The following is a 21557-nucleotide window of genomic DNA, read 5'->3' on the forward strand; positions in this document are numbered from 1 at the left end:
AAAATCTGATACAGCTCGCTAACAAGATGCAAGACATTACCGGTCCGGTTTACGTAATCAGGGAAGGATGCCGGTCCTTGACAGGACTTTTCTTTTCTTCGGGAGCAGCGAGGGTGGCTTTATTTAAAATGTCAAAATGACAATAAATTATCCGGGAGAGCACGTGCCGCGCTCTGCAGCAAGCAACACACATCAGGGGAAAGCGGTCCGAACCTGGCGCATCGTGCGCACGCTGGTCCGGACCTTGGCCGCAGGAGCGGCCGCGTTGGTGACCGGCGCCGCGCCGGCGCAGAGTCCAGGGGCGGGTACGCCGGCGGTGCCGGCCTCGGCGCCCAGTTCGATCGCCTTCTATTACGGACCCAATCCGCCGCTGGCCGATCTGCAAGCCTTCGACGTGGCAGTGGTGGAGCCGGCCTTCGTGCGTGATCCGGCTTCGCGCGCGCGCAGCGCCGCCAATGGCGCGCACGAGCTGTTTGCCTACGTCTCGCTGGGCGAGGTGCAACCGTCACGTCCCTACTACCAGCAACTGCCACCGGGTGCGCTCAAGGGCCACAATGCCGCCTGGGGTAGCCGCGTGATCGACCAGACCGCACCCGGCTGGCGTGACTTTTTCCTCGACAAGATCGTGGCACCGCTGTGGGCGCAGGGCTGGCGCGGTTTCTTCCTCGATACCCTGGATTCCTATCAGCTCTTCGCCAAGACCGATGCCGAACGCGCGGCCCAGACCCAGGCCATGATCGCCACGCTGCGTGAATTCAAGCGCCGCTATCCGCAGGCCAGGCTGATACTCAATCGCGGCTTCGAGCTGTTCCCCGAGGTGGCGCCGCTGACCTATGCGGTGGCTGCCGAATCACTCTATCGCGGCTATGATGCCGGCCGCCGCAGCTATGGCGCGGTCAACGACAATGACCGCGCCTGGCTGTCGGGCCAGATGCGCACCGTCCGCGACCGCTATCGCGTGCCGGTGATCGCCATCGATTACGTCGACCCCTCGCAGCCTGGCGCCCGCGCCCTGGCACGTGAGACCGCCAGGAAGATCAGCGCCGATGGCTTCCTGCCATGGGTGGCCGATGGCACGCTGATGTCCATGGGCGTGTCCACGGTCGAACTGGTGCCGCGCAACGTGCTGGTGCTGCTGGACGTGCCGGAGGGGACCGATCCGCATACCAGCGAGGCCCAGCGTTTCCTGGGCATCCAGCTCAACCACCTGGGATTGCGCTACGAACTGCGCGACGTCAGCCACGAGGGTTTGCCCGCCGAACCTCTGGCAGGGCGCTATGCGGGCGTGGTGACGTGGTTCCGCAGCGGCACCGACCACCAGGCCCTGGGTCCGTGGATCGCCCAGCGCATCAAGGAGGGGGTGCCGGTAGCCATCTTCAATGCCTTTGGCTTCCAGATGACCAGCCTGAGCGCCGCGACGCTGGGGCTCACCAGCTTTACGGCGCCGGCAACGGCACAGCTGGAAGTGACGCAATCGGATCCCGAGCTGATGGGCTTCGAGACCAAGCCGCGGGTGGACCGTACCCAGCTCGAATCGGTGCGCCTGACCGATCCTGCCGCCCAGTCGCTGCTGCGCATGAAGGACGGCCGCAACAATACCTACGATGCCGCTGCCCTCACGCCTTGGGGCGGTTTTGCGCTGGCGCCGTTTGCCACCACCACGCTGCAGGTGATGGACCCGCCGCGCTGGGTGCTGCAGCCCATGCTGTTCCTGAAGCGCGCGCTGCGCCTGCCCGACATCCCGGTGCCCGACGTGACCACCGAAGGTGGCCGCCGCATTCAGACCAGCCACCTCGATGGCGATGGCTTCCCCTCCAAGGCCGAATATCCGGGCTCGCCCTTTGCGGTCGAAGTGCTGCAGCGGGAAATCTGGGACCGCTATCGCTTCCCGGTCACGGTCTCGGTGGTGGAGGGCGAGCTTAGCCCGCAGGGCGTCTATCCCAAACTCTCCGCGCAGACCACGGCGCTGGCGCGCAAGATGTACACGCTGCCCTACATCGAGCCGGCCAGCCATTCCTTCTCGCATCCCTTCAGCTGGGCCGATGCGATGCATGACACCCGAACCGCCGACATCAGCCAGATGGATGGCGACGCCTCGCACACGCTGGACATTCCCAACTACAAGTTCAACCTGCAGCGCGAGATCAAGGGCTCGATGGATTACATCAACAAGACCCTGCTGCCGCCCGGAAAAAAGGCCGAGGTCTTCCTCTGGACCGGTGATTGCGTGCCGCCCGCGGAGGCCATCGCCCAGACCTACCTGGACGGCTTCCTCAACATGAACGGCGGCGACACCATGATCACCAGGAGCCGCAACACCTGGACCGACATCGCTGCGCAAGGCATCCGCAAGAAGGGCTGGTACCAGGTGTTCGCGCCCAACCAGGACGAGAACGTCTATACCGGCAACTGGACCGGTCCCTTCTACGGCTTCCAGCGCGCCATCGAAAGTTATGAACTGACTGGTGAGCCGGTGCGCTTCAAGGCCGTGGACATCTACTACCACTTTTACGCCGGCACCAAACCAGCCTCGGTGGCAGCGCTGCACAAGATCCATCAGTGGGCCCAGGCGCAGCCGTTCACGCGCCTGTACGTCTCGCAATACATCCGCAAGGTGCTCGATTTCGAAAACACCAGCATCGCCCGCACGGCCGATGGCACCCTGGTCTATCGGACCGGCGGATATCTGCGCACGCTGCGCATTCCGGCCGGGGCGCCCGACGTGGATCTGTCCATGCCCGGCATTGCCGGCATCGCGCCGGGCCCGAGTGGCCGTTATCTCATCACTTCGGCCGGCGAAGTGCGCATCCGCCAGCGCAGCGACAGCACCCAGGCTGAAGCCACGCCGGCCCTGCCGATGCTGCTCGAAGCGGGCGGCCAGGTCGGCGACTTCCAGCGCAGCATCAACGGCAACAAGGCCGAGCTGCGCTTCTCGCTCACTGCCAACGGCGCCTCCACCTTCAGCGTCACCGGTGCGCGCACCTGTACTGCCACGGCCGACGGCGTGGCGCTGGCCAAGGGCAAGTCGGTCAGCATCACCGGGCAGGCCTGGTACCGCAATGCCGCAAGCAAGTCCGCAGTTCCATCCGCAGTACATTCCTATGACATCGGCTCCGCAACCGCCCCGCTCTCGACAACACGGCACCTGGTACTCGTTCAATGCACCTTATGAACGGGCCAGGCTGTTCTCGCCCTGGACGATTGCCGGCTTCGCGCTGGCGGTCGGGACCGTGCTCGCCCTGGTCTATCCCAAGGTCTCGCTGCAGCAGCGGCTGGAAGTGGCCAATGCCAGCGGACGTTCGGACCAGCTGACGGTCGAGTACATCAAGGTCTTCCTCAAGGCCCAGCCGGCCAATGCCGCTTTGCGTGCCGAGCTGGTCAAGCAGATGATCGATCTCGGCCAGTTCGAGGAGGCGCGCCAGCAACTGGCCTTGCTGCAAATGGACAGCAGTGCCTCCGCACGCCTGTCGGCCGCCTGGCTGCAATACCGCATCCGCCAGCAGGAAGCCTTCGCCCTGCCGCCGGGCTCGCCTGAACGTGCGTCGATGCTGGCGCAGTTGCATGAGCAGCTCACGGTCCTGATGACCTATCCGCTCACGGCGCAGCAATGGCTGATCCTCTCGCAGGATGCGCTGGCGCTGGGCGACAGTGCATCGGCCCGGGCCGCGTTCGCGCGCCTGCTGGCCGATGGCGGGCCGGCCGACATGCCTTATGCCGAAGCCGTGCGCCTGGGCCACCAGAGCCTGGGGGTAGGGGATTACCACAGCAGTGCGTCCTTCTACCTGCTGGCCATGCATCACGCTGGTTCGCTGGATGCGCGCCGCGAGAATTTCCTCGATGCCATGCGTACCCTGCAAGCCGGTGGCCTGTACCAGGAGGCGCTGGCGGCCGCCGATGCCAATATCGGTTCCCTGGCCAATGACAAGGCCGTGCTGCTGTTCCTGACCCACCTGGCCCAGGCCGCCAACCGGCCCGACGCCGCCGAGCGCTACGTCAAGCAGTTGCTGCAGTTGTCGATGGCGCGCGCACTGACTTCCCTGGCCGCCGCACGCACCGGGCAGGGCAGCATGGTGGCAGTGTCCATGCGCGACTTCCGGGACTCCTTGCGCCAGATGCGATCCCTGCTGCACCAGCCGCAGCGTTTGCAATGGCAATTGCGCCGGGCCATGCAGCAGGGCCGCCTGATGCGGGTGGCCGATGCCACCCAGCCTTCCGCTGCGGATGAGGCCTCCAGCCGTGCGCTGGCGCGGCTGCCCTTCGATGATGAGATCTACACGCTGGCCTACAACGTCTTCCTCGCCAATCGCAACCTGACCGATGCGCGCCTGCTGGCGCAATCGGCGGTGCGCCAGCGGCCCGATGAGGCCGCCTGGCAAAAGCGGCTGGCCGAGGTGTGCGAGTGGAGCGGCGTGCCGGAACAGGCCACGCCGCACTGGCTGGCCTATGCGCGCCTGACCGGAGATGAGGCTGCCTGGGACACCGTGCTGCGCATTGCTGCCGGTACCTTTGAACAAGACATCCTGGTCGAAGCCCTGCAGCACAAGATGCAGGCCGAACCCGGCAATGCACAGTGGGTCAACCTGCTGGTGGCGCAATACGAAAACATCGGCCAGCCCGAACGCGCCGCCACCTTGCTGGAAGAGCGCCTGCGCAGCCAGCCTGGCCGCAGTGCCGCTGCCGCCACCGAACGCAACGCCGAGATGGAAGCACTGGCCAAGCTCTACCTGCGCATGGGCCGCGATGACGATGCCCTGGCCACCTTGCGGCGCCAGCGTGAGGAGTTCGGTCCCTCGGCCGCCAATGCGCTGATGACCTCCAATCCGCTCTATCTGCGGGGCCGCCTGCAAGAGGCGCTGGAGGTCATGCGTGGCGCGGCCAAGGCCGCACCGGATGGCAACGCCGACTTCTGGCGCACCTACGCCGAAGTGGCGCGCTACCTCGGCCTGAACGAGGAGGCCCGCCTCGGCTATGACCGCTTGCTGGCCAGTGACCAGGCCAACGAAGGCGACATGAGCAACATGATGGTGGTCATCCAGGACCACGAACCGCGTGCCGCCGCCGAGCTGGCCGAGTTCGGCTTCCAGCGTACCGGCGTGCCCAATTTCGCGGTGCAGGCGCTGACCTATCGGCTTCGTCTCAATGATCTGGATGGTGCGCGCGCCTTCCTCGCCAGCATCACCGCCAGGCACAATGCGCTGCTGGAAAAAAACACACCTTTCCTCCTCGAGCGTGCCACGGTCAAGCAACTGCAGCGCGACTTCGCCGGTGCGCTCGCCGACATGCGCCTGGCGCTGTCGCTGGCACCGGGTTCGCCCGAGGTGCGGGCCGAGACCATCTGGCTGTTGCTCGCCACGCGTGACACTGCGCTGCTCAACCGGGCGCTGACGATGTGGGCGCACGATGCCGAAACCACGCCGCAATTGTGGGGCCCGTACGCCGCCGCCAACATGTCGCTGAACCGGCAGAACCAGGCATTGCACTGGTTCCGCAAATCTGGATTCCCGCACAACGACTACCTGTGGCTGATGAGCTATGCCGAGGTCCTGGAGGCCACCGGCCAGGCTGACCTGGCCTGGCGCATCCGCCGCCATGCCTGGCTGGAACTGCGCGATCCGCAATTGCTGCGCAACGTCCCGCCCGGGCAACTGCACGAATGGCGCGACCGTCTGGCCGCGCTCGCACCACTCTTCATGGGGGCCGACGACAGCGCCCGCGTCATGCACGCACTCCTGCAAAGCGACGTGACGCGCCTGCCGGTGCCGGACACCGCGCCCATCCCCGCTGACGGTCCCACCCTGCTCAGGGACATGCAGCAAGCGGCCCGCAGCGACACCGCCGAGCGCGTTCAGGATGAGGCCATCGCGCAGCGCCTGGCGCAGGGGCCGGCGGCACTGTTTGCACGCACCGGTGACAGCGGCCAGCGGCCATTGGACGATGCGCGCTTGTCCGCCGGCGTGCGCGAACTGGCGCTGGCCTATGCGATGAACCAGAACCAGTCCGACCTGGCCCGCACCTGGCTGGCCACGCGCTTTGCCAGTCAGCTCGACAAGCCGCTGTGGGGCGAACTGGCCATGGCCTTGGGCAGCAACGACCGCCAGCGCTTGAATGCCCTGCTGGACAACGTGGCCGACTGGCTGCCCATGTATGACCGCATCGAAGCGGCGCGGGTGGCTGGCCGCGTCGGCCTGGCGCAGACCCTGGCCTTCGACCAGCTGCAGCATCTGCCGGGCGACGAAGAACTGCACGGCCGCCTCACCAGTCTGGTGACCGACGAGCCGCCGCGTCTGGCGACCGGCTATACGGCCACGCGCGAATTCCCGCTGGCCACCAAGCTCTTCACGTTCAACACGGGAGTGCCCGTCACGCCGGGTACGCGCTTCTCCTTCGGCTACACCGAACGGCACCAGACCGTGGACGACACCACCTTGCTGGGTGACGTGCCCGCAGTGGACCGGCTGTTCCAATTCACGCTGCGGCGGCGCATCGAAGATGGCTTCGTCAGCGCCAGCCTGCAGCATCGCGATGCCATGGCTTCCTTCAATGGATTGCGCCTGGAATTCTCACGGCAGTTCACCCCCAAGATCACGCTCTCCGGCAATGGCGGCGTGAACCTGGCGGCCACCGACTCGGCGCTCATCCGTGTCGGCGGGCGCCGCAGTGGCGGCGAACTGAGCCTGAACCTGCAACTGAGCCGCACCGAATACCTGCGCCTGGGCGGCGGCCTGCAGCGCTACCAGACCCAGATCGGCACGTCCCTGGGCAATGGCCGCACGCTCAACGCCGAGATCGGTACGCACCTGCGCGTGGAATATCCGAACCTGACCCTGCGCGGCTTCGTCACCGATGCCAAATACAGCGACCGTGGCGCCAGCGATGACCAGATCGCGCGGCTGGTCCCGGCCGGCACCGATCCGGCGGGCTTTCGCTACATGCCGCTGGATACGCGCTCCTGGGGCGTGGCGTTGGGAGCGGGCACGGTGGTCGAAAACACTTATACGCGCGCCTGGCGCCCCTTTGCCGAGTTCGGCCTGACCCGTACCTCCGACATCGGCTGGGGCCGCAACGTGCGCGCCGGCTTTGCCGGCAGCGTGGTGGGACAGGACGTGCTGTCGGTGGATGCGCAGAGCACCAGCGCCACCCCCAACACCCCGCAGCGCGGGTTTGAACTGAACGTGCTCTACAAGTGGTTCTATTGAATTCCATGAAGCCGGCACCCGAACCGTAACGAAAAAAGATTGATCCGTGAAACCGATGAATCGGCCACATTAATCTGTGGCTCTTCCAATCCAGACATTGCTCCCAGGTGACAACCATGACAACCACGATCCGCTCCATCTTCTTCAAACTCGGCAGCATCGCCGCCCTGGCCCTGAGCCTGGCCGCCTGCTCCACCACCGACATCGGCCAGGCGCCGGCGATTCCCGCCGATGCACGCTGGGGCTTGCTGCCCTTTGCCAATCACACCGAGACGCCGCAGGCGGGCCTGCGCGCCGAATCCATCTCGGAAAGCATCCTGCGCGCCAACGGCCTGACCGAGCTGCGCCACTATCCGGCCTCGCTCAACAATGAAACCTTGTTCGAACCGATGGACCGCAAGCAGTTCGACGCCGCCCTCGACTGGGCACGCAGTGAAAACATCGGCTATGCCCTGACCGGCACGGTCGATGAATGGCGCTACAAGGTCGGCATCGATGGCGAGCCCGCCGTGGGCATGACCCTGCAATTGATCGAGGTCTCCAGTGGCAAGGTGGTCTGGGCCGCCGCTGGTGCCAAGAGCGGCTGGAGCCGCGAAGCCCTGTCGGCCGTGGCGCAGAAGTTGATGCGCAGCCTGCTTTCGCCCCTGCGTTCGCTGGCCCGGACGTCGGCCGCGATGAATGCGGCAGTGGCGACTGATGCTGCCAGCGCGAATGCAAGCCCGGCCCCTGAGATGCAGCGCCCCTGATGGGAGAGAACGTGAACGATCGCCAACAGCGCAGCTCGGCGCCGCCGCCCCGCCAGCCCTGGGCGGCCAGTCCGCGTCCGGCCATGACGGCAGCGCAGAAGCGCCAGAAGTTATGGGCGCGTCTGTTCACGCGCTTCGATACCGACAGCGGTTCACCGCGCAAGGCGGCCCTGCGCATCATCGAGACCATTGCGCTGGTGGCGGCGGCGCTGGCGCTGGCCTGCTGGCTGGCGCCGGACGATCCCTTCGGCCTGAATGCACAGTTCCCCTGGCTATGGCTGATGCCGGCCATCCTGGCGATGCGCTATGGCAGCACGCTGGGTGTGGTGGCGGTGGCCACCATGCTGGGCGGCTGGTACCTGCTCAGTCATGGCCGTCATGAGGATGCGGCGCAAGCCGTGGTGTCGGCGGCGCAGGCGTTTCCGCAAGCATATTTTCTGGGCGGCCTGGTGCTCACGCTGCTGTGCGGCCAGTTCGCCGAGGTGTGGAATGCGCGCAGCCGCCGTCTGCGCGGGGTCAATGCCTATCTGGAAGAGCGCCTGACCATGCTCACCAAGAATCACTTCCTGTTGCGCCTGTCCCATGAGCGGCTGGAGCAGGACCTCCTCTCCAAACCGCTGACGCTGCGCGAATCGCTGGACCGCATGCGTTCGCTCACACTCACGCAATACCTGCTGGATCCGGCCCGCATGCCGGCGCCGGATGCCTTCCTGCAGATCCTGGTGCAGAGCTGCCAGGTGGAGTCGGCCTCGGTCTTCGCCTTCGATGCGCACGGCCATGTACTGCCGGAGCCGGCTGCCAGCGTGGGCAAGGTCACGCCGCTGGAACCCCAGGATCCGCTGGTGCGCTATTGCCTGGAGCAGCAGAAGCTGGGCCATATCCAGACCGAGAGCCTGAACCAGACCCTGCGCAACCAGAGCCGCTACCTGGTGTGCGCGCCGCTGCGCAACTACGAGGGCCGCCAGTTCGGCCTGCTGGTGGTGGAGAAGCTGCCTTTCCTGGCCTTGAACGAAGACACGCTGCAACTGATGTCGGTGCTCATCGACTACTATGCCGATGGCATCGAGATGGGGGACAGCGCCCGCGCCATCCTGCAGCAGCTGCCGACCTGCCCGCCGGAGCTGGCGGTGGACCTGGTGCGCCTGCATCGCCTCAAGCGCAGCACCGACATCGATTCTTCGCTGGTGGCGCTGGTGTTCGGCGATGACGAACTCTCGCGCGACATGTACGACCAGATCCGCCGCTTGAAGCGCGCCGCCGATGTGGTCTGGACCTACAAGGCGGGCGGACGCAACGTGTTGATGACGCTGCTGCCGCTGGCCGGACCGGCGGCGGTGGATGGCTACCTGATGCGTATCGAAGCCGCCTCCCACGCCCAGTTCGACAACAAGTCCCTGGCCAATTTCGCTGCTGCCCACACCGCTGCGCTGGGCAGCGATGAGCCGATGCGCCTCTTGATCAACCTGGTGGAACGCTGTGCTGCTTAAACTCTCCGCTGCCGGTCTGACTTTCGAGACCGTCTCCGTGGTCCTGCTGCTGGAGGGCGGCACCGGGTTGCCCGTACTGGGCGGCTACCTGCTGCTGCACCTGGTGTCATCGGTGCTGTTCGCGCTGGCCATCGCCCGGGTGGCGCCGCCGCAATACCGGCGTCCGCGCACGGCCTTGCTGGTGTACCTGTTCTCCTTCAATTTCTTCATCCCCATCGGTGGCGTGCTGTGTGCCGTGGTGGCGCTGCTGGTGGCGGTGCTCTGGCCCAAGGACAAGCCGGAAGACCACTTCGACACCAGCCAGGCACCGGCCTTCGTCACCGCGCGGCGGCGCGAGGGCAGCGGCTTTTCCGGCAACCGCGTGCGCGCGCAGCTGGGCAACGTGGCCACGCCCGTGGACAAGCGCTTGAACGCCCTGGTGGCGATCCAGAGCACCCCGACACGCGCCAGCGGCGCCTCGCTGCGCGGCCTGCTGGGCGATCCGGCCGATGACGTGCGGCTGCTGGCCTACGGCATCCTGGACGGCAAGGAAAAGAAGATCACCCAGCGCATCGTCGACATGCGCAATCACCTCAAGAGCGTCTCCGATGCCGAGACCCTGAGCATCCTGCACCAGCAGGTGGCCGAGCTGTACCAGGAACTGATCTACCAGAACCTGGTGCAGGGCGACCTGCTGCACTACTCCTATACCCAGATGCGCGAGCATGCCCAGGCGGCGCTGCAGATCGATGCCGCCCAGCCCGGACTGTGGTTCATGCTGGGCCGGATGGAGCTGGCCAATGGCAACCTGGCCGAGGCCGCCCAGGCATTGCAGCGCGCGCATGACCATGGCTTCTCGCGGGTGCGGCTCCTGCCTTACCTGGCCGAGCTCAGCTTCCTCGAACGCGACTACGAACAAGTGCGCAAGCTCTTCATCGAAATGCAATACGATCCCAGCGTGTCCTCGCAGCCGCAACTGCACCGTTACTGGCGCCACGGCCGGCGCACCATCGCCAACCGGCCCGATACCTATACGCCCGCCGCTACCCCACGTCCCACCGGAGGCCGCCGATGAATGTCCCTGTGCACAAGCCCGTTGCCGGCGATGCCTCCTATCAGCGGCGCGCCAGCGACTGCGATGTCATGTTGCTGCTCGAAGGCACCTTCCCCTATGTCAGCGGTGGCGTCTCCAGCTGGGTCAACCAGATCATCAAGGGTTTTCCCGAGATCCGTTTCGGCCTGTGCTTCATCGGCAGCCGGCCCGAAGACTACGGCACGCCCAAGTATGCGTTGCCGGACAACGTGGTCCATCTCGAAACCCACTTCATCCACGAACACCTCGCGGCCACGCAAGTGGTCCGCTCGCGCGGGGATGCCCAGGCCTTCGAGCGTGTGGACGAACTGCATGCCATGTTCCGTGCCTACGACCGTACCGATGCCTCCTCCCCCCAGGCCCTGGTGGCCCAGCTGGGCGAGCTGGTGCCGCTGATGGTGGATGGCGGCAAGATGGACCAGGATACCTTCCTCTTCAGCAAGCGTTCCTGGGACTATCTGGCCTCGCAATACCGCATCTTCTGTACCGACCCGTCCTTCGTCGATTACTTCTGGACCGTGCGCATCATGCACCAGCCGGTATGGACGCTGGCCCGCGTGGCGCGCCAGCTGATCCCGGCGCGCTGCTACCACACCATCTCCACCGGTTATGCGGGCTTCCTCGGGGCGCTGATGAAGATGCAGACCGGCCGCCCGCTGATCCTCTCCGAGCACGGCATCTATACCAAGGAACGCAAGATCGACCTGTTCCAGAGCGAGTGGATCCGCGACAATCGCAACGTCTTTGAAAAGGATGCCTCGCAGATTCCTTACTTCCGCGAGATGTGGATCCGTTTCTTCGAGGCCCTGGGCCGGCTCTGCTACCAGGCGGCCAACGAGATCGTTGCGCTCTACGAAACCAACCGCCTGCGCCAGGTACTGGACGGCGCACCGGCCGAGCGCACCCGCAACATCCCCAACGGCATCGACCTGCCGCGCCTGTCGAAGCTGCGCGCCTTGCGCGGCGAGAAGATCCCGCCGGTGCTCTGCCTGCTGGGCCGGGTGGTGCCGATCAAGGACATCAAGACCTTCATTCGCGCCATGCGTACCGTGGTCAACCAGTATCCGGAGGCCGAAGCCTGGATCGCCGGCCCCGAGGACGAAGACCCGGCCTATGCCGGCGAATGCCACGCCATCGCCGAGGGTCTCGGCCTGACCGAGAAGGTCAAGTTCCTGGGCTTCCAGAAGATCGATGAACTCATGCCCAAGATCGGACTGGTGGTGCTCTCCAGCATCAGCGAGGCCTTGCCGCTGGTGCTGCTGGAAGGCTTTGCCGCCGGTGTGCCCGGTGTGGCCACCGACGTCGGCTCGTGCCGCCAGCTGATCTATGGCCTCTCTGACGAAGACAAGGCCCTCGGTGCTGCGGGTGATGTGGTGGGTATCGCCCAGCCACAGGCGCTGGCCGATGCGGCCCTGGCCCTGCTGACCGATCCGGCGCGCTGGTACGCCGCCCAGGCCGCAGGCATCGCCCGCGTGGAGCGCTACTACACCCAGGACATGATGTTTGGCGCCTACCGCGAGCTGTACCAGCGTTCGCTGGCACAGAGTGGCCAGGACACCGACGCTGCATCCGGCCAGCCGCTGCGCTGCCCGGTGCGTCACTGACGAGGAAGAACATGGCCGGTATCGGTTTCGAACTGCGCAAGATATTGAAGCGCGACAGCCTGCTCTCGCTGATGCAGGCCTATTCGTATGCGGCCCTGATCAGTTCGGGGCCGTGGATCATGTCCATCGTCGGCATCCTGGTGATCGGCCTGGTCAGCTATACGGTCAACATCCCCAAGCTTGCCATCGTGCAGTTCCAGGTCAGCATCACCTACGTGATCTCGCTGTCGCTGATCTTTACCGGCATCTTCCAGCTGGCCTTGACGCGCTTTGCCGCCGACCGCCTGTTCGAGAAGGACAACCATGCCATCCTGCCCAATTTCCATGCGGTGTCGCTGGCGGTGACGGTGATCGGCGGCGTGCTGGGGTTGCTGGCGGTGGCCTTCCTGTTCCCGCAGCAGAGCGCGCTGTACCGGCTGCTCCTGCTGGCGGCCTTCATCATCATGTGCAACATCTGGATCGCCACCATCTTCCTGTCGGGGATGAAGCAATACCAGGCCATCTTCTGGATCTATGCCCTGGGCTACACCGTGACCGTGGTGGCCGCGCTGCTGCTGCGTCCGCTGGGACTGGAGGGCCTGATGGGGGGCTTCGTGATCGGCCAGGCGGTGCTGCTGATGGCGATGATGGCGCTGATCCTGCGCAATTTCCCGTCGGATCGGTTCATTTCCTTCGAGTTCTACGAGCGCAAGAAACTCTATCCCTCGCTCATGGCCATCGGCCTGCTCTACAACACCGCGATCTGGATCGACAAGGCCATGTTCTGGTACACCGCAGAAACCAGCCAGGCCATCATCGGCCCGTTGCGCGCCTCGGTGATCTATGACCTGCCGGTGTTCCTGGCCTACCTTTCCATCATCCCCGGCATGGCCATTTTCCTGCTGCGCATGGAGACCGATTTCGTCGAGGACTACGACGCCTTCTACCAGGCGGTGCGTACCGGCGCCTCGCTGGAAACCATCGAGAAGCATCGCAACGGCATGGTGGAAACGGTGCGCCTGGGCCTGCTGGAAATCATCAAGATCCAGGCCATCACCACCTTGCTGCTGATGGTGACGGGGGAAGCCATCCTGAAGTGGCTGGGCATCTCCACGCTCTACCTGCCGCTGCTCTACATCGACGTCATCGCCGCCAGCCTGCAGGTGGTGCTGCTGGGCATCCTCAACGTCTTCTTCTATCTCGACAAGCGCCCCATCGTGCTGGGCCTGTGCGGCAGCCTGGTGCTGCTCAACATCGGCTTCACCGCGCTGTCACTGCACCTGGGGCCGACCTTCTACGGCTTCGGTTTTGCGCTGGCGGTGTTCGTGGTGGTGCTGGCCGGCTTCGTGCTGCTCACGCGCAAGCTGGAACTGCTGGAATACGAGACCTTCATGCTGCAATGAACGGCTGGTCGTTCATTGCGGCAGTTCCTGCGCCTTCCATTTTTTCCACAGGCGCCGCGTGCGCTCGTGGCCATCCCTGACCTGACCGGCCAGGTAGCCGCGCGCATAGGCGATGCTGGGCGCAATACGCACCTGCTTCAGCTGCAGTTGCTGCAGCAGGGCATCGGCGACCACCAGGTCATTCTGCTGGCCGAGCTGGTCCTGCAGGCGCGACAGGGCTTTCAGATAGGGGCGGCTGCTCTTTTCGCCATACAGGGCCTGGAAGAACTCGATGTCGTAGCGCATCTTCTTGGCGGCGATACGGGCACGGTGGCGGGCGCGATCATTCTCTTCCAGATGTTCGCCACGCTTGTTGAGCCGCTTCTCATCCCGTCGCAGCCGCTGCTGTGCAAAGCGTGACAGCGGTTGCGCCAGCGCTTCCTGCCCGGCTGCATCGAGACCCTCGCGCCAGCCCGCCAGCAGCAGCCAGCGGCTGAACTGCAGGACCAGCGCGGTGTAGCGCGGCGAGGCCACGGCTTGCACTGCCATAGCATGCTCCTTGCCCGCCTCCACCAGCGCAGCGTGACGTACCCGTTCCAGATCGATGGCGTCGATGGCCTGTGGCGGCAGGGCCGTCAGGGTCTGGGTCGCCAGCACATCCCAGTCGCGTGCACTGCCGATGGCTTGTGAGGCCCAGTCGAATTCGGCCGCCAGCGGCGCGGGCAGCGCGATCACCGGCTCAAACAAGGTGAAGGCTGAACGCAGGCGGCGCAGGCCCACGCGCATCTGGTGCAGGCGTTCGATGTCGTCGCTGTCCTGGTCGGCGATGTCATTGGCCTGGATCTGTGCCACGCAATTGTTGACCACTGCCAGGAACGCCTGCTCCACCGGCATCTTGCGCGCCAGTTCCAGCGGCCTGGCACGGCTGGCCGAGGACACGGCGGCAGCGCCGCTCCGTGCGCGCCGCGCCTGGTGGAACAGCGCATAGCCGCGCTGTGCCTTGCTCTGGATGCCGATGCGCAGCGGCAGGTCCTGCAGCAATTGCAGGGCGAAATCGAAGAGTGCGCTTGCCTCGCCGCGCTTGAGTTCCAGTTCGATCTCGCAGACCTCCGCCTTGAGCGCGCCATGCTCGACCGTGCCCTGGTCGAGCACGCATTCGACCTCGGTGCCGTCGGCCAGCACCAGATCCCACACCATGCGCTGGATGCGGGTGCTGAAGATGGGCGTCAACTGCGCGGCGGTCTTGTCGGAGAACACCTTCCTGGCCCAGGCTTCGTCGCAGGCCGCCAGTTCGCGCAGCACCGGAAGGTCAGGTTGTTCACCTTCCACCAGGGATTCCCATTCATTGCGCTGGTGCAGGCCGCCACTGACGCCGCCCCCGGCCTTGAGGGTCTGGATATGTTCATTCCCGGTCCGGCGCACCCGCAGGCCGGCTTCGTTCTGGCGCAGCAGCAGGTCGGGGGTATCGAAGTAGGTGCCAGTCTGGTCCTTGAGGCGCGGTGCGGCCAGGGCATGGCGCTTGATCAGCGGATGGCGGATGAAGGCCTTGGTGTGCTCGGGGGCGAGCAGCAGTTTCAGTTCGGTTTCCATGAGGCTTGCCGTGTCGGTTGGAAGTAGGGCGCCGCTGGCCGGGCCAATGGCGAAGAAGAAGGTGCCGCCTGGCGTTGCGCCATGTAGCGCGCGGGCGGCTTGCCCAGGGTTTTCTTGAACATGGTGATGAAGGCGCTCACCGAGTCATAGCCCAGGTCCTGCGAGACGCGCTGCACCGAACAGCCCGAGGCCAGCCGCTGCAGCGCCAGCATCAGGTGGATCTGGCGGCGCCAGCGACCGAAGCTCATGCCGGTCTCGGCCTGCACGAAGCGGGCAAAGCTGCGCTCGCTCATGGCATGGCGCTGTCCCCATTCGGCCACCGTGCTGCGGTCGGCCGGCTGCTCGGCCAGGTGGCGCGCTATCGCGCGCAGGCGTGAATGCTGCGGCACCGGCAGGTGCAAGGGCAGGGCGTGGCGCTGGCTGTGTTCCAGTTCCTCCACCAGTACCGCCGCCAGGCGCGCGGTGCGCTCGTGCGGCGCATAGTCCTGGCGCTGCTCGGCCAGGTGGCAGATCATCTGCACCAGGAGGGGCGAGAGCGCCAGGGTGCAGCACTGGTCGGGCATGCTGGCCGCCTGGGGCGCGATGAAGAGAAAACACAACTGCCCATCGAGGGTGACGCGGTTGCTGTGCGGCACCCCCGGTGGCACCCACACCGCCGATTGCGGCGGCACGATCCACATCCCCTGTGCCGTCTCGCAGCTCACCGCGCCGTGCAGCGCGACCACCAGCTGGCCCTTGCGATGGCTGTGGAAAGGCGTCTCGCGTTCGTTCTGGCAGGTGTGGACACGCAAGGCCGTGACCGCAGCATCGAGGCGGTCCGGATCATGTTCGACCAGGCTGGCATAGAGGGAGGCCATGGAGGGGTTGACCGTTTTTAGCAATATGCTGGCATTGTAGCCAAATACGTGCAGCCTGCGATTGGCTAAGCTGGGCGCTCACTGCTCCCGATCAAACTTCTCCGATGACCCAGCCCTTGCACGCAACCCGCTCCGATGACCTCCGCCCTGTTCAGGGCCGCCTGTGGCTGGTGGTCGGCATTCTCCTGATCGCCGCCAATCTGCGGGCTCCGGTCACCGCCGTGGGGCCGGTGATGGGCTTGCTGCAGCAGAGCTTCGCGCTCTCGGCCGGGGCAGCCGGCCTGATGCTGAGCTTGCCGCTGCTGTGCTTCGCGCTGGTGTCGCCGCTGGCCGCGCGCATGGCGCGCAGCCTCGGGCTGGAGCGCACCCTGTTGCTGGCCTTGCTGTTGATCGCGGGCGGCATCCTGCTGCGCTCCTCCGGCCCGGTGGCCGCCTTGCTGGCCGGCACCAGCCTCATCGGCTGCGGCATTGCCGGTGGCAACGTGCTTTTGCCCAGCCTGCTCAAGCGCGACTTTCCCGATGACCTCACGCGCATGACCGCCATCTATGCCCTCACCATGGGCGGTGCCTCCGCGCTGGGCTCGGCCTGTGCCGTCCCGCTGGCGGCCGGCCTGGGCTGGGCCTGGGCGCTGGCCTCCTTCATTGCACTGCCATTGCTGACGATGCTGGCCTGGCTGCCGCAATTGCGGCGCGCGACCCCTGCGGCCATCGCACCTGCGCGTGCCGCGTCGATATGGCGCCAGCCGCTGGCCTGGCAGGTGACCTTCTTTCTCGGGACCAATTCGCTGGTGTATTACGTGGTCACGGCCTGGCTGCCTTCCATCCTCGCGGCCAATGGCCATAGCGCCGTGGAGGCCGGCAACCTGCATGGCCTGATGCAGCTGGCCTCGGCCTTGCCGGGCCTGCTGCTGGTGCCGCTGGGCCCGCGCCTGCGTGATCATCGGCCGGTCGCCGTGGGCATGTCGGCCGCCACCGTGCTCAGCCTGGCCGGCCTGATCGTGTGGCCTCAGGCCTCCATCGTCTGGGTGCCGCTGTTCGGATTCGGTACCGGCGCGGTGCTGATCCTGGGCCTGGCCTTCGTCGGCACGCGCGTCTCGACGCCGCCGCAGGCGGCGGCGCTGTCGGCCATGGCGCAGAGCGTGGGCTACCTGCTGGCCGCAGCCGGGCCTATCCTCATGGGGCGGCTGCATGATGCCATTGGGGGGTGGACCGTGGTCCTCACGCTATGCGCGGGCGGGGCGGGATTGATGGGTGTGCTGGGTTGGCTGGCCGGGCGGCCGGGAAGGGTGATCGGGGCCGATGCGCAGAGCGCATGAGGCGCGACTGGAAAAAGTGGCCGCCTTCGCGGATGATGGCGGCTGCGTAGCGAAACGCGACGTGGCGATTCGCCTTTCGCTCGTTTCGATTTCCTCCCGATCTGCTACGACCTGCAGGGACTGCACACCATGACTGAATCGCTTCTTGCCCCGGTAGACCTGTATTGCGAACGCCTCAGTACCGCCTTCTGGGCTGAGCCCGTCAATGCGATGTCCAATCTTGCGTTCCTGCTGGCAGCGTTTTATTTGTGGCGCATGCCGGTATCGGGGGGCCGCAGCGCCGTCGTGATGTCACGGATATTGACGCTGATGGTGGCCGTGATCGGCGTGGGCAGTTTTCTTTTCCACACCTTTGCGGTGCGCTGGGCATTGTTTGCCGACGTCATTCCCATTTCGGTCTATCAGGTGCTGTTCCTGGCCTTCTACGTGCGCAGGGTGGCGCGGTGCAACTGGCTCGTGACGATGGGCTGGGTCTTGTTCTTCTTTGTCGTCACCTATGGTGTGGGCATGCTGCCGGACCAGTGGCTCAATGGTTCGGTGGCCTCGTATGGATCTGCGTGGCTGTTCATTGGTGGACTGGGTGTCTATCACCAGCGTACGCGCAAGGCCGGGCCCATGATCCTGCTGCAGGCGACGGGTGTATTTACGCTGTCGCTGGTATTGCGGTCGCTTGATATGGTGGCTTGCCAGTACGTCAGCATCGGAACGCACATGTTCTGGCACGTATTGAATGGCGCGGTACTCTATCTGACCACGCGTGCCTTCATTCTCAATGCGGGAGGCTTGGATAAGCGAGTTCTGGATTGATTTTTTTGTATTATCGTTTAATCTTTCCTGCCGGGAAAGCGTGATTTCCTAATGTTAATAGGATCATATATAGGCTGTCATAGGCTTCTGTAAACGATTGTTCCAGACTAGCAAAATGGTTTTTATAACATCATGAGCAGGGGGCAGACGATCTGTTTGTCATCCTTTTGTCAGCATCAGATGCAAGCATCAAGATGAAAGGAGCTTGCCATGCATCGCAAAAGGAAGACCGAGTTCTGGCTCAGTGAAGAGTTTCCTCCTGCGGAAAGAACCGAAGCCTGGCAGGCTGCGCTATGCCGTTCCTATCAGGAGTGGACACTGACGCAAGCGGTGTCGCCGGATTTTCGGGCCCATCTCGTCAGGCACGAATTCGATGATCTTTCGCTCATCAATACGATCTGTGACCCCTGCGAGGGGCAGCGCGATCACCAGATGGTCAAAAGAGATGCTGATATTCATATCGGCATACAACTGTCGGAGAGTGGTAGCGAGCGTTTTCATTCGGGCGGGCACTGCCTGGAGGTGGGGGCAGGAGACCTGATCGTATGGACTACCGCCAATGCCATGCGCTTCGAGGTGACGCGCACCTTGCACAAGGTCACGCTGATGCTGCCATGGCGCCTGTTGAGAGAGCGCTTCCCCGGGCACAAGGAGCCCCCGGCCGGAGGCCGCCTGGAGAGCTGTCACGGTATCGGCCACCTGCTGGTCAGCCACATGCGGGCAATGGCCAGCGAGCTCTTGCTGCTGGACCAGCATCTCATGGGTGCGGTCAGCCGCTCTCTGCTGGAACTGGTCAATGCCGCGCTCCACCACGATGCCCGGGTGGCGCGGGACAACTCCTCCATCAAACGGCAATTGATTCGGGAATATATCCTTGGTCATCTGCATGACGACGCACTCAGTCCGGCTACCATCGCCTCAGCGCATCAGATTTCCTTGCGGCAGCTGCATCTGCTGTTCCAGCCTGAAGACATGTCGGTGTCGCGCTTCATTCTGCAAAAGCGTCTGGAAGCCTGCAGGGACATGCTGAGCGACCCCACCTTCAATCATCTGCAGATCGCCGAGATCGCCTACAGCAAGGGTTTCAATTCGATGAGTCATTTCTCCCGCGTCTTCAAGGCAGCCTTCGATCACACGCCCAACGAATTGCGCCGGCTGCTCGCGCGGCGTCTGAACGGTAAATGAGGTGTCCGGATCACGCGTCAATCGTCGTCCCGTGATACAGCTGCGCTGAGAGGCAATACGGATGCGCTCTCGGGCAAGAGGATGGCCGCGCTGGCTGGTAGTCTTCGTCGGGGGCTATTCACGGCAAAGGGCCAGTCTCAACGATCAGCCTGCAATGGGCTGGAAAGCGGTTCTCGCAGCTCTTGCAGCTCCCTGGCGGGTGTCCTTGGGCGGCGCGCACATGCCGTCTTGATGCGCATTCTTGCTCTCCTCTCTCATGTGGATCAGCCCCGGTTTGTCCAACAATAACCCGGGGGTAGTGTGAAAAAATTCCGTGATCTGAAGATCGCAAAGAAGCTCGTCATCTCGTTCGGCCTGATCTTGATGTTCACGACCGGCATCGGTGCGTTCTCGCTCTGGCAGCTTGATCGTGTCCACGCGTCGGCCGATGAACTGGCAAGCAACTGGCTGCCCAGCATCAAGACCTTGGGCGACATCAGGCTGCTGTTGGCGCGCCTGCGCAGCAACGAGGCGCAACTGATCGTCTATGCCGCCGATCCTGCGCTGACGAAGACGCTGCGGGGGCGCACGCAGGATGTGCTCAGTGATCTCAAGGCAGCCCTTGAAACCTATCAGGGCCAGATTTCCGAACCCGAGGAAAAAGCCGTCTATCCGGATGCCCGCCGCCGCATCGACACGCTGCTGCGTCAACATGCTGAATTGATGCAAGCACTGGAAGGCGGTCGTCCCGACAGGGCGACTTCCCTCTTTGCGGGCGACTCTTCGGAGGTCTACTTCTCCCTGCTCAAGGACTTTGGCACCCTGGCCGACGTCAATCGCCGTGGCGGTGACCAGTCTGCTGCGCAGACGGCCCAGATCTATGGGCAGTCGCAAACCTTGATCGTTGCTGCGCTTGTCGCTGTTCTTTTGCTGGGAGGCGGGCTCGCGGTGATCGTCGCGCGCGCCATTGCCACACCGCTGAGAATGGCAGCCAGGATCGCCAATACGGTGGCCGCAGGCGACCTGCGCACGGACATTGCCCTGGCCGGAAAGGATGAAACCGGGGAAGTCATCGCCGCTCTGCGTCACATGAATGAAAATCTGCGGGGGATCCTCAAGGGTGTGAAAGGCGGTGCGGACAATGTCGCCACGGCATCGCAGCAGATTGCCAGCGGCAACATCGATTTGTCGGCACGCACCGAGGAGCAAGCCAGTTCGCTGGAGCAGACCGCCTCGGCCATGGAGCAGATCACCGGCAGCATCTTGCAGACCAGCGCCAACTCGCAGCAGGCCGATGCGCTGGCCTTGAACGCTTCGGCAGTGGCTGGGCAGGCGGGCGAGGTCGTCCAGAACGTGGTCTCCACCATGTCGGCCATCAAGCAGGCGTCGGCGCGCATCGTGGAGATCATCGCCGTCATCGACGGTATTGCCTTCCAGACCAATATTCTCGCGCTCAATGCGGCAGTGGAGGCGGCCCGGGCCGGTGACGAGGGGCGGGGATTTGCCGTGGTCGCCGCTGAAGTGCGCAGCCTGGCACAACGCTCGGCAACGGCCGCGCGGGAAATCAAGGATCTCATCGACAACACGGTGGAACAGGTGGGCGTTGGTAGCCTGCTCGTCCAGCAAGCGGGGACGACCATGCAGAGCGTCGTGGCAAGCGTGGAGCAGGTGACCGCCATCGTGGCGGAAATTGCCCGCGCCAGCGATGACCAGAGCAAGGGGATCAGCGAAATCAATTTTGCCATCGGACAGATGGATGGCGTGACCCAGCAGAATGCGGCACTGGTGGAGGAGGCCGCTGCGGCTTCCCAGGGATTGCAGGATCAGGCCGTTGTTCTCTCCACCCTGGTGGGACGGTTCCAGCTTCCGGCCGAACCACAGTCGGTGCCCGCTGCGCAGGAAGCGGGTGCGGCATGAGCAAGGACGAGCCAAAACGGCCGGTGCCGATGTCGGAAGAAGAGCTGCGCCTGATCGTCAGCAGCACCCTCAAGCTGGCCGAAGAGCTGGACCGGCTGCGCGCGGTCTTCGAGAGCGCCACGACCAGCGCGCCCACCTCTGCTGCGGATGACTTCGAACAGGAGCTTCACCGTTTGATCGGGCGATGCTACCGGCAGGCGGAGGATCCGCTCGAATTCCAGACGTGTGTCGATCTGCTCGGTGAAATCGGCCCTATCCTGTTCGTGCAGAAAATCTTGTGGAGCGAAGACGTCACGGAGATGGCGATGGCCGCCTCCTTGCACAGGCTCGTGCCCGGCCTCAATGTCCTGGTGGAAAAATACCCCGCCCTGTTGATGCGCAATGCGCATGGCGCGCTGCGCAAGCTCAAGGAAGGAGGGGAGAGTGGCTGACGCGTGCGT

General features: G+C 64.6%; 14 protein-coding genes. 12 read left to right on the forward strand and 2 right to left on the reverse strand.

Features of this window, described 5'->3' with window-relative positions; translation table 11 throughout:
- Nucleotides 1-223: 223 nt before the first annotated feature.
- The 7 genes from ACVC5H_RS03825 (at nt 224) to pelG (ending at nt 13487) form a co-directional block, all read left to right on the forward strand.
- A complete protein-coding gene (locus ACVC5H_RS03825) occupies nt 224-3172 on the forward strand; it encodes a bifunctional glycoside hydrolase/polysaccharide deacetylase family protein (RefSeq protein ID WP_489621084.1) in 2949 nt (982 codons plus the stop codon).
- Nucleotides 3102-7196: a tetratricopeptide repeat protein gene (locus tag ACVC5H_RS03830; RefSeq protein WP_489621085.1), complete on the forward strand. Its 4095-nt coding sequence runs from the start codon at nt 3102-3104 to the stop codon at nt 7194-7196. Before ACVC5H_RS03825 ends, ACVC5H_RS03830 begins: the two co-directional genes overlap by 71 nt.
- A gap of 107 nt (nt 7197-7303) precedes the next feature.
- Nucleotides 7304-7942 carry a penicillin-binding protein activator LpoB gene (locus ACVC5H_RS03835; RefSeq protein ID WP_489621086.1) on the forward strand — a complete coding sequence of 213 codons (639 nt, stop codon included), beginning with the start codon at nt 7304-7306 and terminating at the stop codon, nt 7940-7942.
- An 11-nt stretch (nt 7943-7953) separates the two neighbouring features.
- On the forward strand, nt 7954-9429 hold the full coding sequence (locus ACVC5H_RS03840) for a PelD GGDEF domain-containing protein (protein ID WP_489621087.1): 1476 nt from the start codon (nt 7954-7956) through the stop codon (nt 9427-9429).
- Nucleotides 9419-10483: a tetratricopeptide repeat protein gene (locus ACVC5H_RS03845; RefSeq protein WP_489621088.1), complete on the forward strand. Its 1065-nt coding sequence runs from the start codon at nt 9419-9421 to the stop codon at nt 10481-10483. Before ACVC5H_RS03840 ends, ACVC5H_RS03845 begins: the two co-directional genes overlap by 11 nt.
- On the forward strand, nt 10480-12105 hold the full coding sequence (gene pelF, locus ACVC5H_RS03850) for a GT4 family glycosyltransferase PelF (protein WP_489621089.1): 1626 nt from the start codon (nt 10480-10482) through the stop codon (nt 12103-12105). Before ACVC5H_RS03845 ends, pelF begins: the two co-directional genes overlap by 4 nt.
- Nucleotides 12106-12116: 11 nt before the next feature.
- Nucleotides 12117-13487, forward strand: coding sequence for an exopolysaccharide Pel transporter PelG (gene pelG / locus ACVC5H_RS03855; protein WP_489621090.1), 1371 nt, complete (start codon nt 12117-12119; stop codon nt 13485-13487).
- A gap of 12 nt (nt 13488-13499) precedes the next feature.
- Here the strand turns inward: pelG and ACVC5H_RS03860 are convergent, their stop codons facing one another.
- On the reverse strand, nt 13500-15056 hold the full coding sequence (locus ACVC5H_RS03860) for a CYTH and CHAD domain-containing protein (RefSeq protein ID WP_489621091.1): 1557 nt from the start codon (nt 15054-15056) through the stop codon (nt 13500-13502).
- Entirely contained in the window at nt 15041-15913 is an 873-nt protein-coding gene (locus ACVC5H_RS03865) for an AraC family transcriptional regulator (RefSeq protein WP_489621092.1), read from the reverse strand. The genes ACVC5H_RS03860 and ACVC5H_RS03865 overlap by 16 nt, the downstream gene beginning before the upstream one ends.
- Before the next feature lie 104 nt (nt 15914-16017).
- Between ACVC5H_RS03865 and ACVC5H_RS03870 the strand changes: the two genes are divergently transcribed.
- The 5 genes from ACVC5H_RS03870 to ACVC5H_RS03890 all read left to right on the forward strand — a co-directional run bounded on the left by ACVC5H_RS03870 (nt 16018) and on the right by ACVC5H_RS03890 (nt 21548).
- On the forward strand, nt 16018-17229 hold the full coding sequence (locus ACVC5H_RS03870; protein WP_489621093.1) for an MFS transporter: 1212 nt from the start codon (nt 16018-16020) through the stop codon (nt 17227-17229).
- 129 nt (nt 17230-17358) lie between these two features.
- Nucleotides 17359-18036 carry a ceramidase domain-containing protein gene (locus ACVC5H_RS03875; RefSeq protein ID WP_489621094.1) on the forward strand — a complete coding sequence of 226 codons (678 nt, stop codon included), beginning with the start codon at nt 17359-17361 and terminating at the stop codon, nt 18034-18036.
- Between the two features lie 210 nt (nt 18037-18246).
- The gene (locus ACVC5H_RS03880; RefSeq protein ID WP_489621095.1) at nt 18247-19221 is read left to right on the forward strand and encodes a helix-turn-helix domain-containing protein; all 975 of its coding nucleotides are present in this window, start codon (nt 18247-18249) and stop codon (nt 19219-19221) included.
- A gap of 300 nt (nt 19222-19521) precedes the next feature.
- Nucleotides 19522-21117 (forward strand): methyl-accepting chemotaxis protein, encoded by a 1596-nt coding sequence (locus ACVC5H_RS03885; protein ID WP_489621096.1) that lies wholly within the window; start codon nt 19522-19524, stop codon nt 21115-21117.
- Entirely contained in the window at nt 21114-21548 is a 435-nt protein-coding gene (locus ACVC5H_RS03890; RefSeq protein WP_489621097.1) for a hypothetical protein, read from the forward strand. Before ACVC5H_RS03885 ends, ACVC5H_RS03890 begins: the two co-directional genes overlap by 4 nt.
- Nucleotides 21549-21557 lie beyond the last annotated feature (9 nt).

It is taken from the genome of Herbaspirillum sp. Her3 (assembly GCF_057961275.1).

Excerpts from the sequence above, each read along its gene's own strand:
- ACVC5H_RS03830 (WP_489621085.1), top strand. The coding sequence starts at position 3,102 with ATGACATCGGCTCCGCAACCGCCCCGCTCTCGACAACACGGCACCTGG.
- pelG (WP_489621090.1), top strand. The coding sequence starts at position 12,117 with ATGGCCGGTATCGGTTTCGAACTGCGCAAGATATTGAAGCGCGACAGC.
- ACVC5H_RS03870 (WP_489621093.1), top strand. The coding sequence starts at position 16,018 with ATGACCCAGCCCTTGCACGCAACCCGCTCCGATGACCTCCGCCCTGTT.
- ACVC5H_RS03860 (WP_489621091.1), bottom strand. The coding sequence starts at position 15,056 with ATGGAAACCGAACTGAAACTGCTGCTCGCCCCCGAGCACACCAAGGCC.
- ACVC5H_RS03875 (WP_489621094.1), top strand. The coding sequence starts at position 17,359 with ATGACTGAATCGCTTCTTGCCCCGGTAGACCTGTATTGCGAACGCCTC.
- pelF (WP_489621089.1), top strand. The coding sequence starts at position 10,480 with ATGAATGTCCCTGTGCACAAGCCCGTTGCCGGCGATGCCTCCTATCAG.
- ACVC5H_RS03880 (WP_489621095.1), top strand. The coding sequence starts at position 18,247 with ATGCATCGCAAAAGGAAGACCGAGTTCTGGCTCAGTGAAGAGTTTCCT.
- ACVC5H_RS03890 (WP_489621097.1), top strand. The coding sequence starts at position 21,114 with ATGAGCAAGGACGAGCCAAAACGGCCGGTGCCGATGTCGGAAGAAGAG.
- ACVC5H_RS03865 (WP_489621092.1), bottom strand. The coding sequence starts at position 15,913 with ATGGCCTCCCTCTATGCCAGCCTGGTCGAACATGATCCGGACCGCCTC.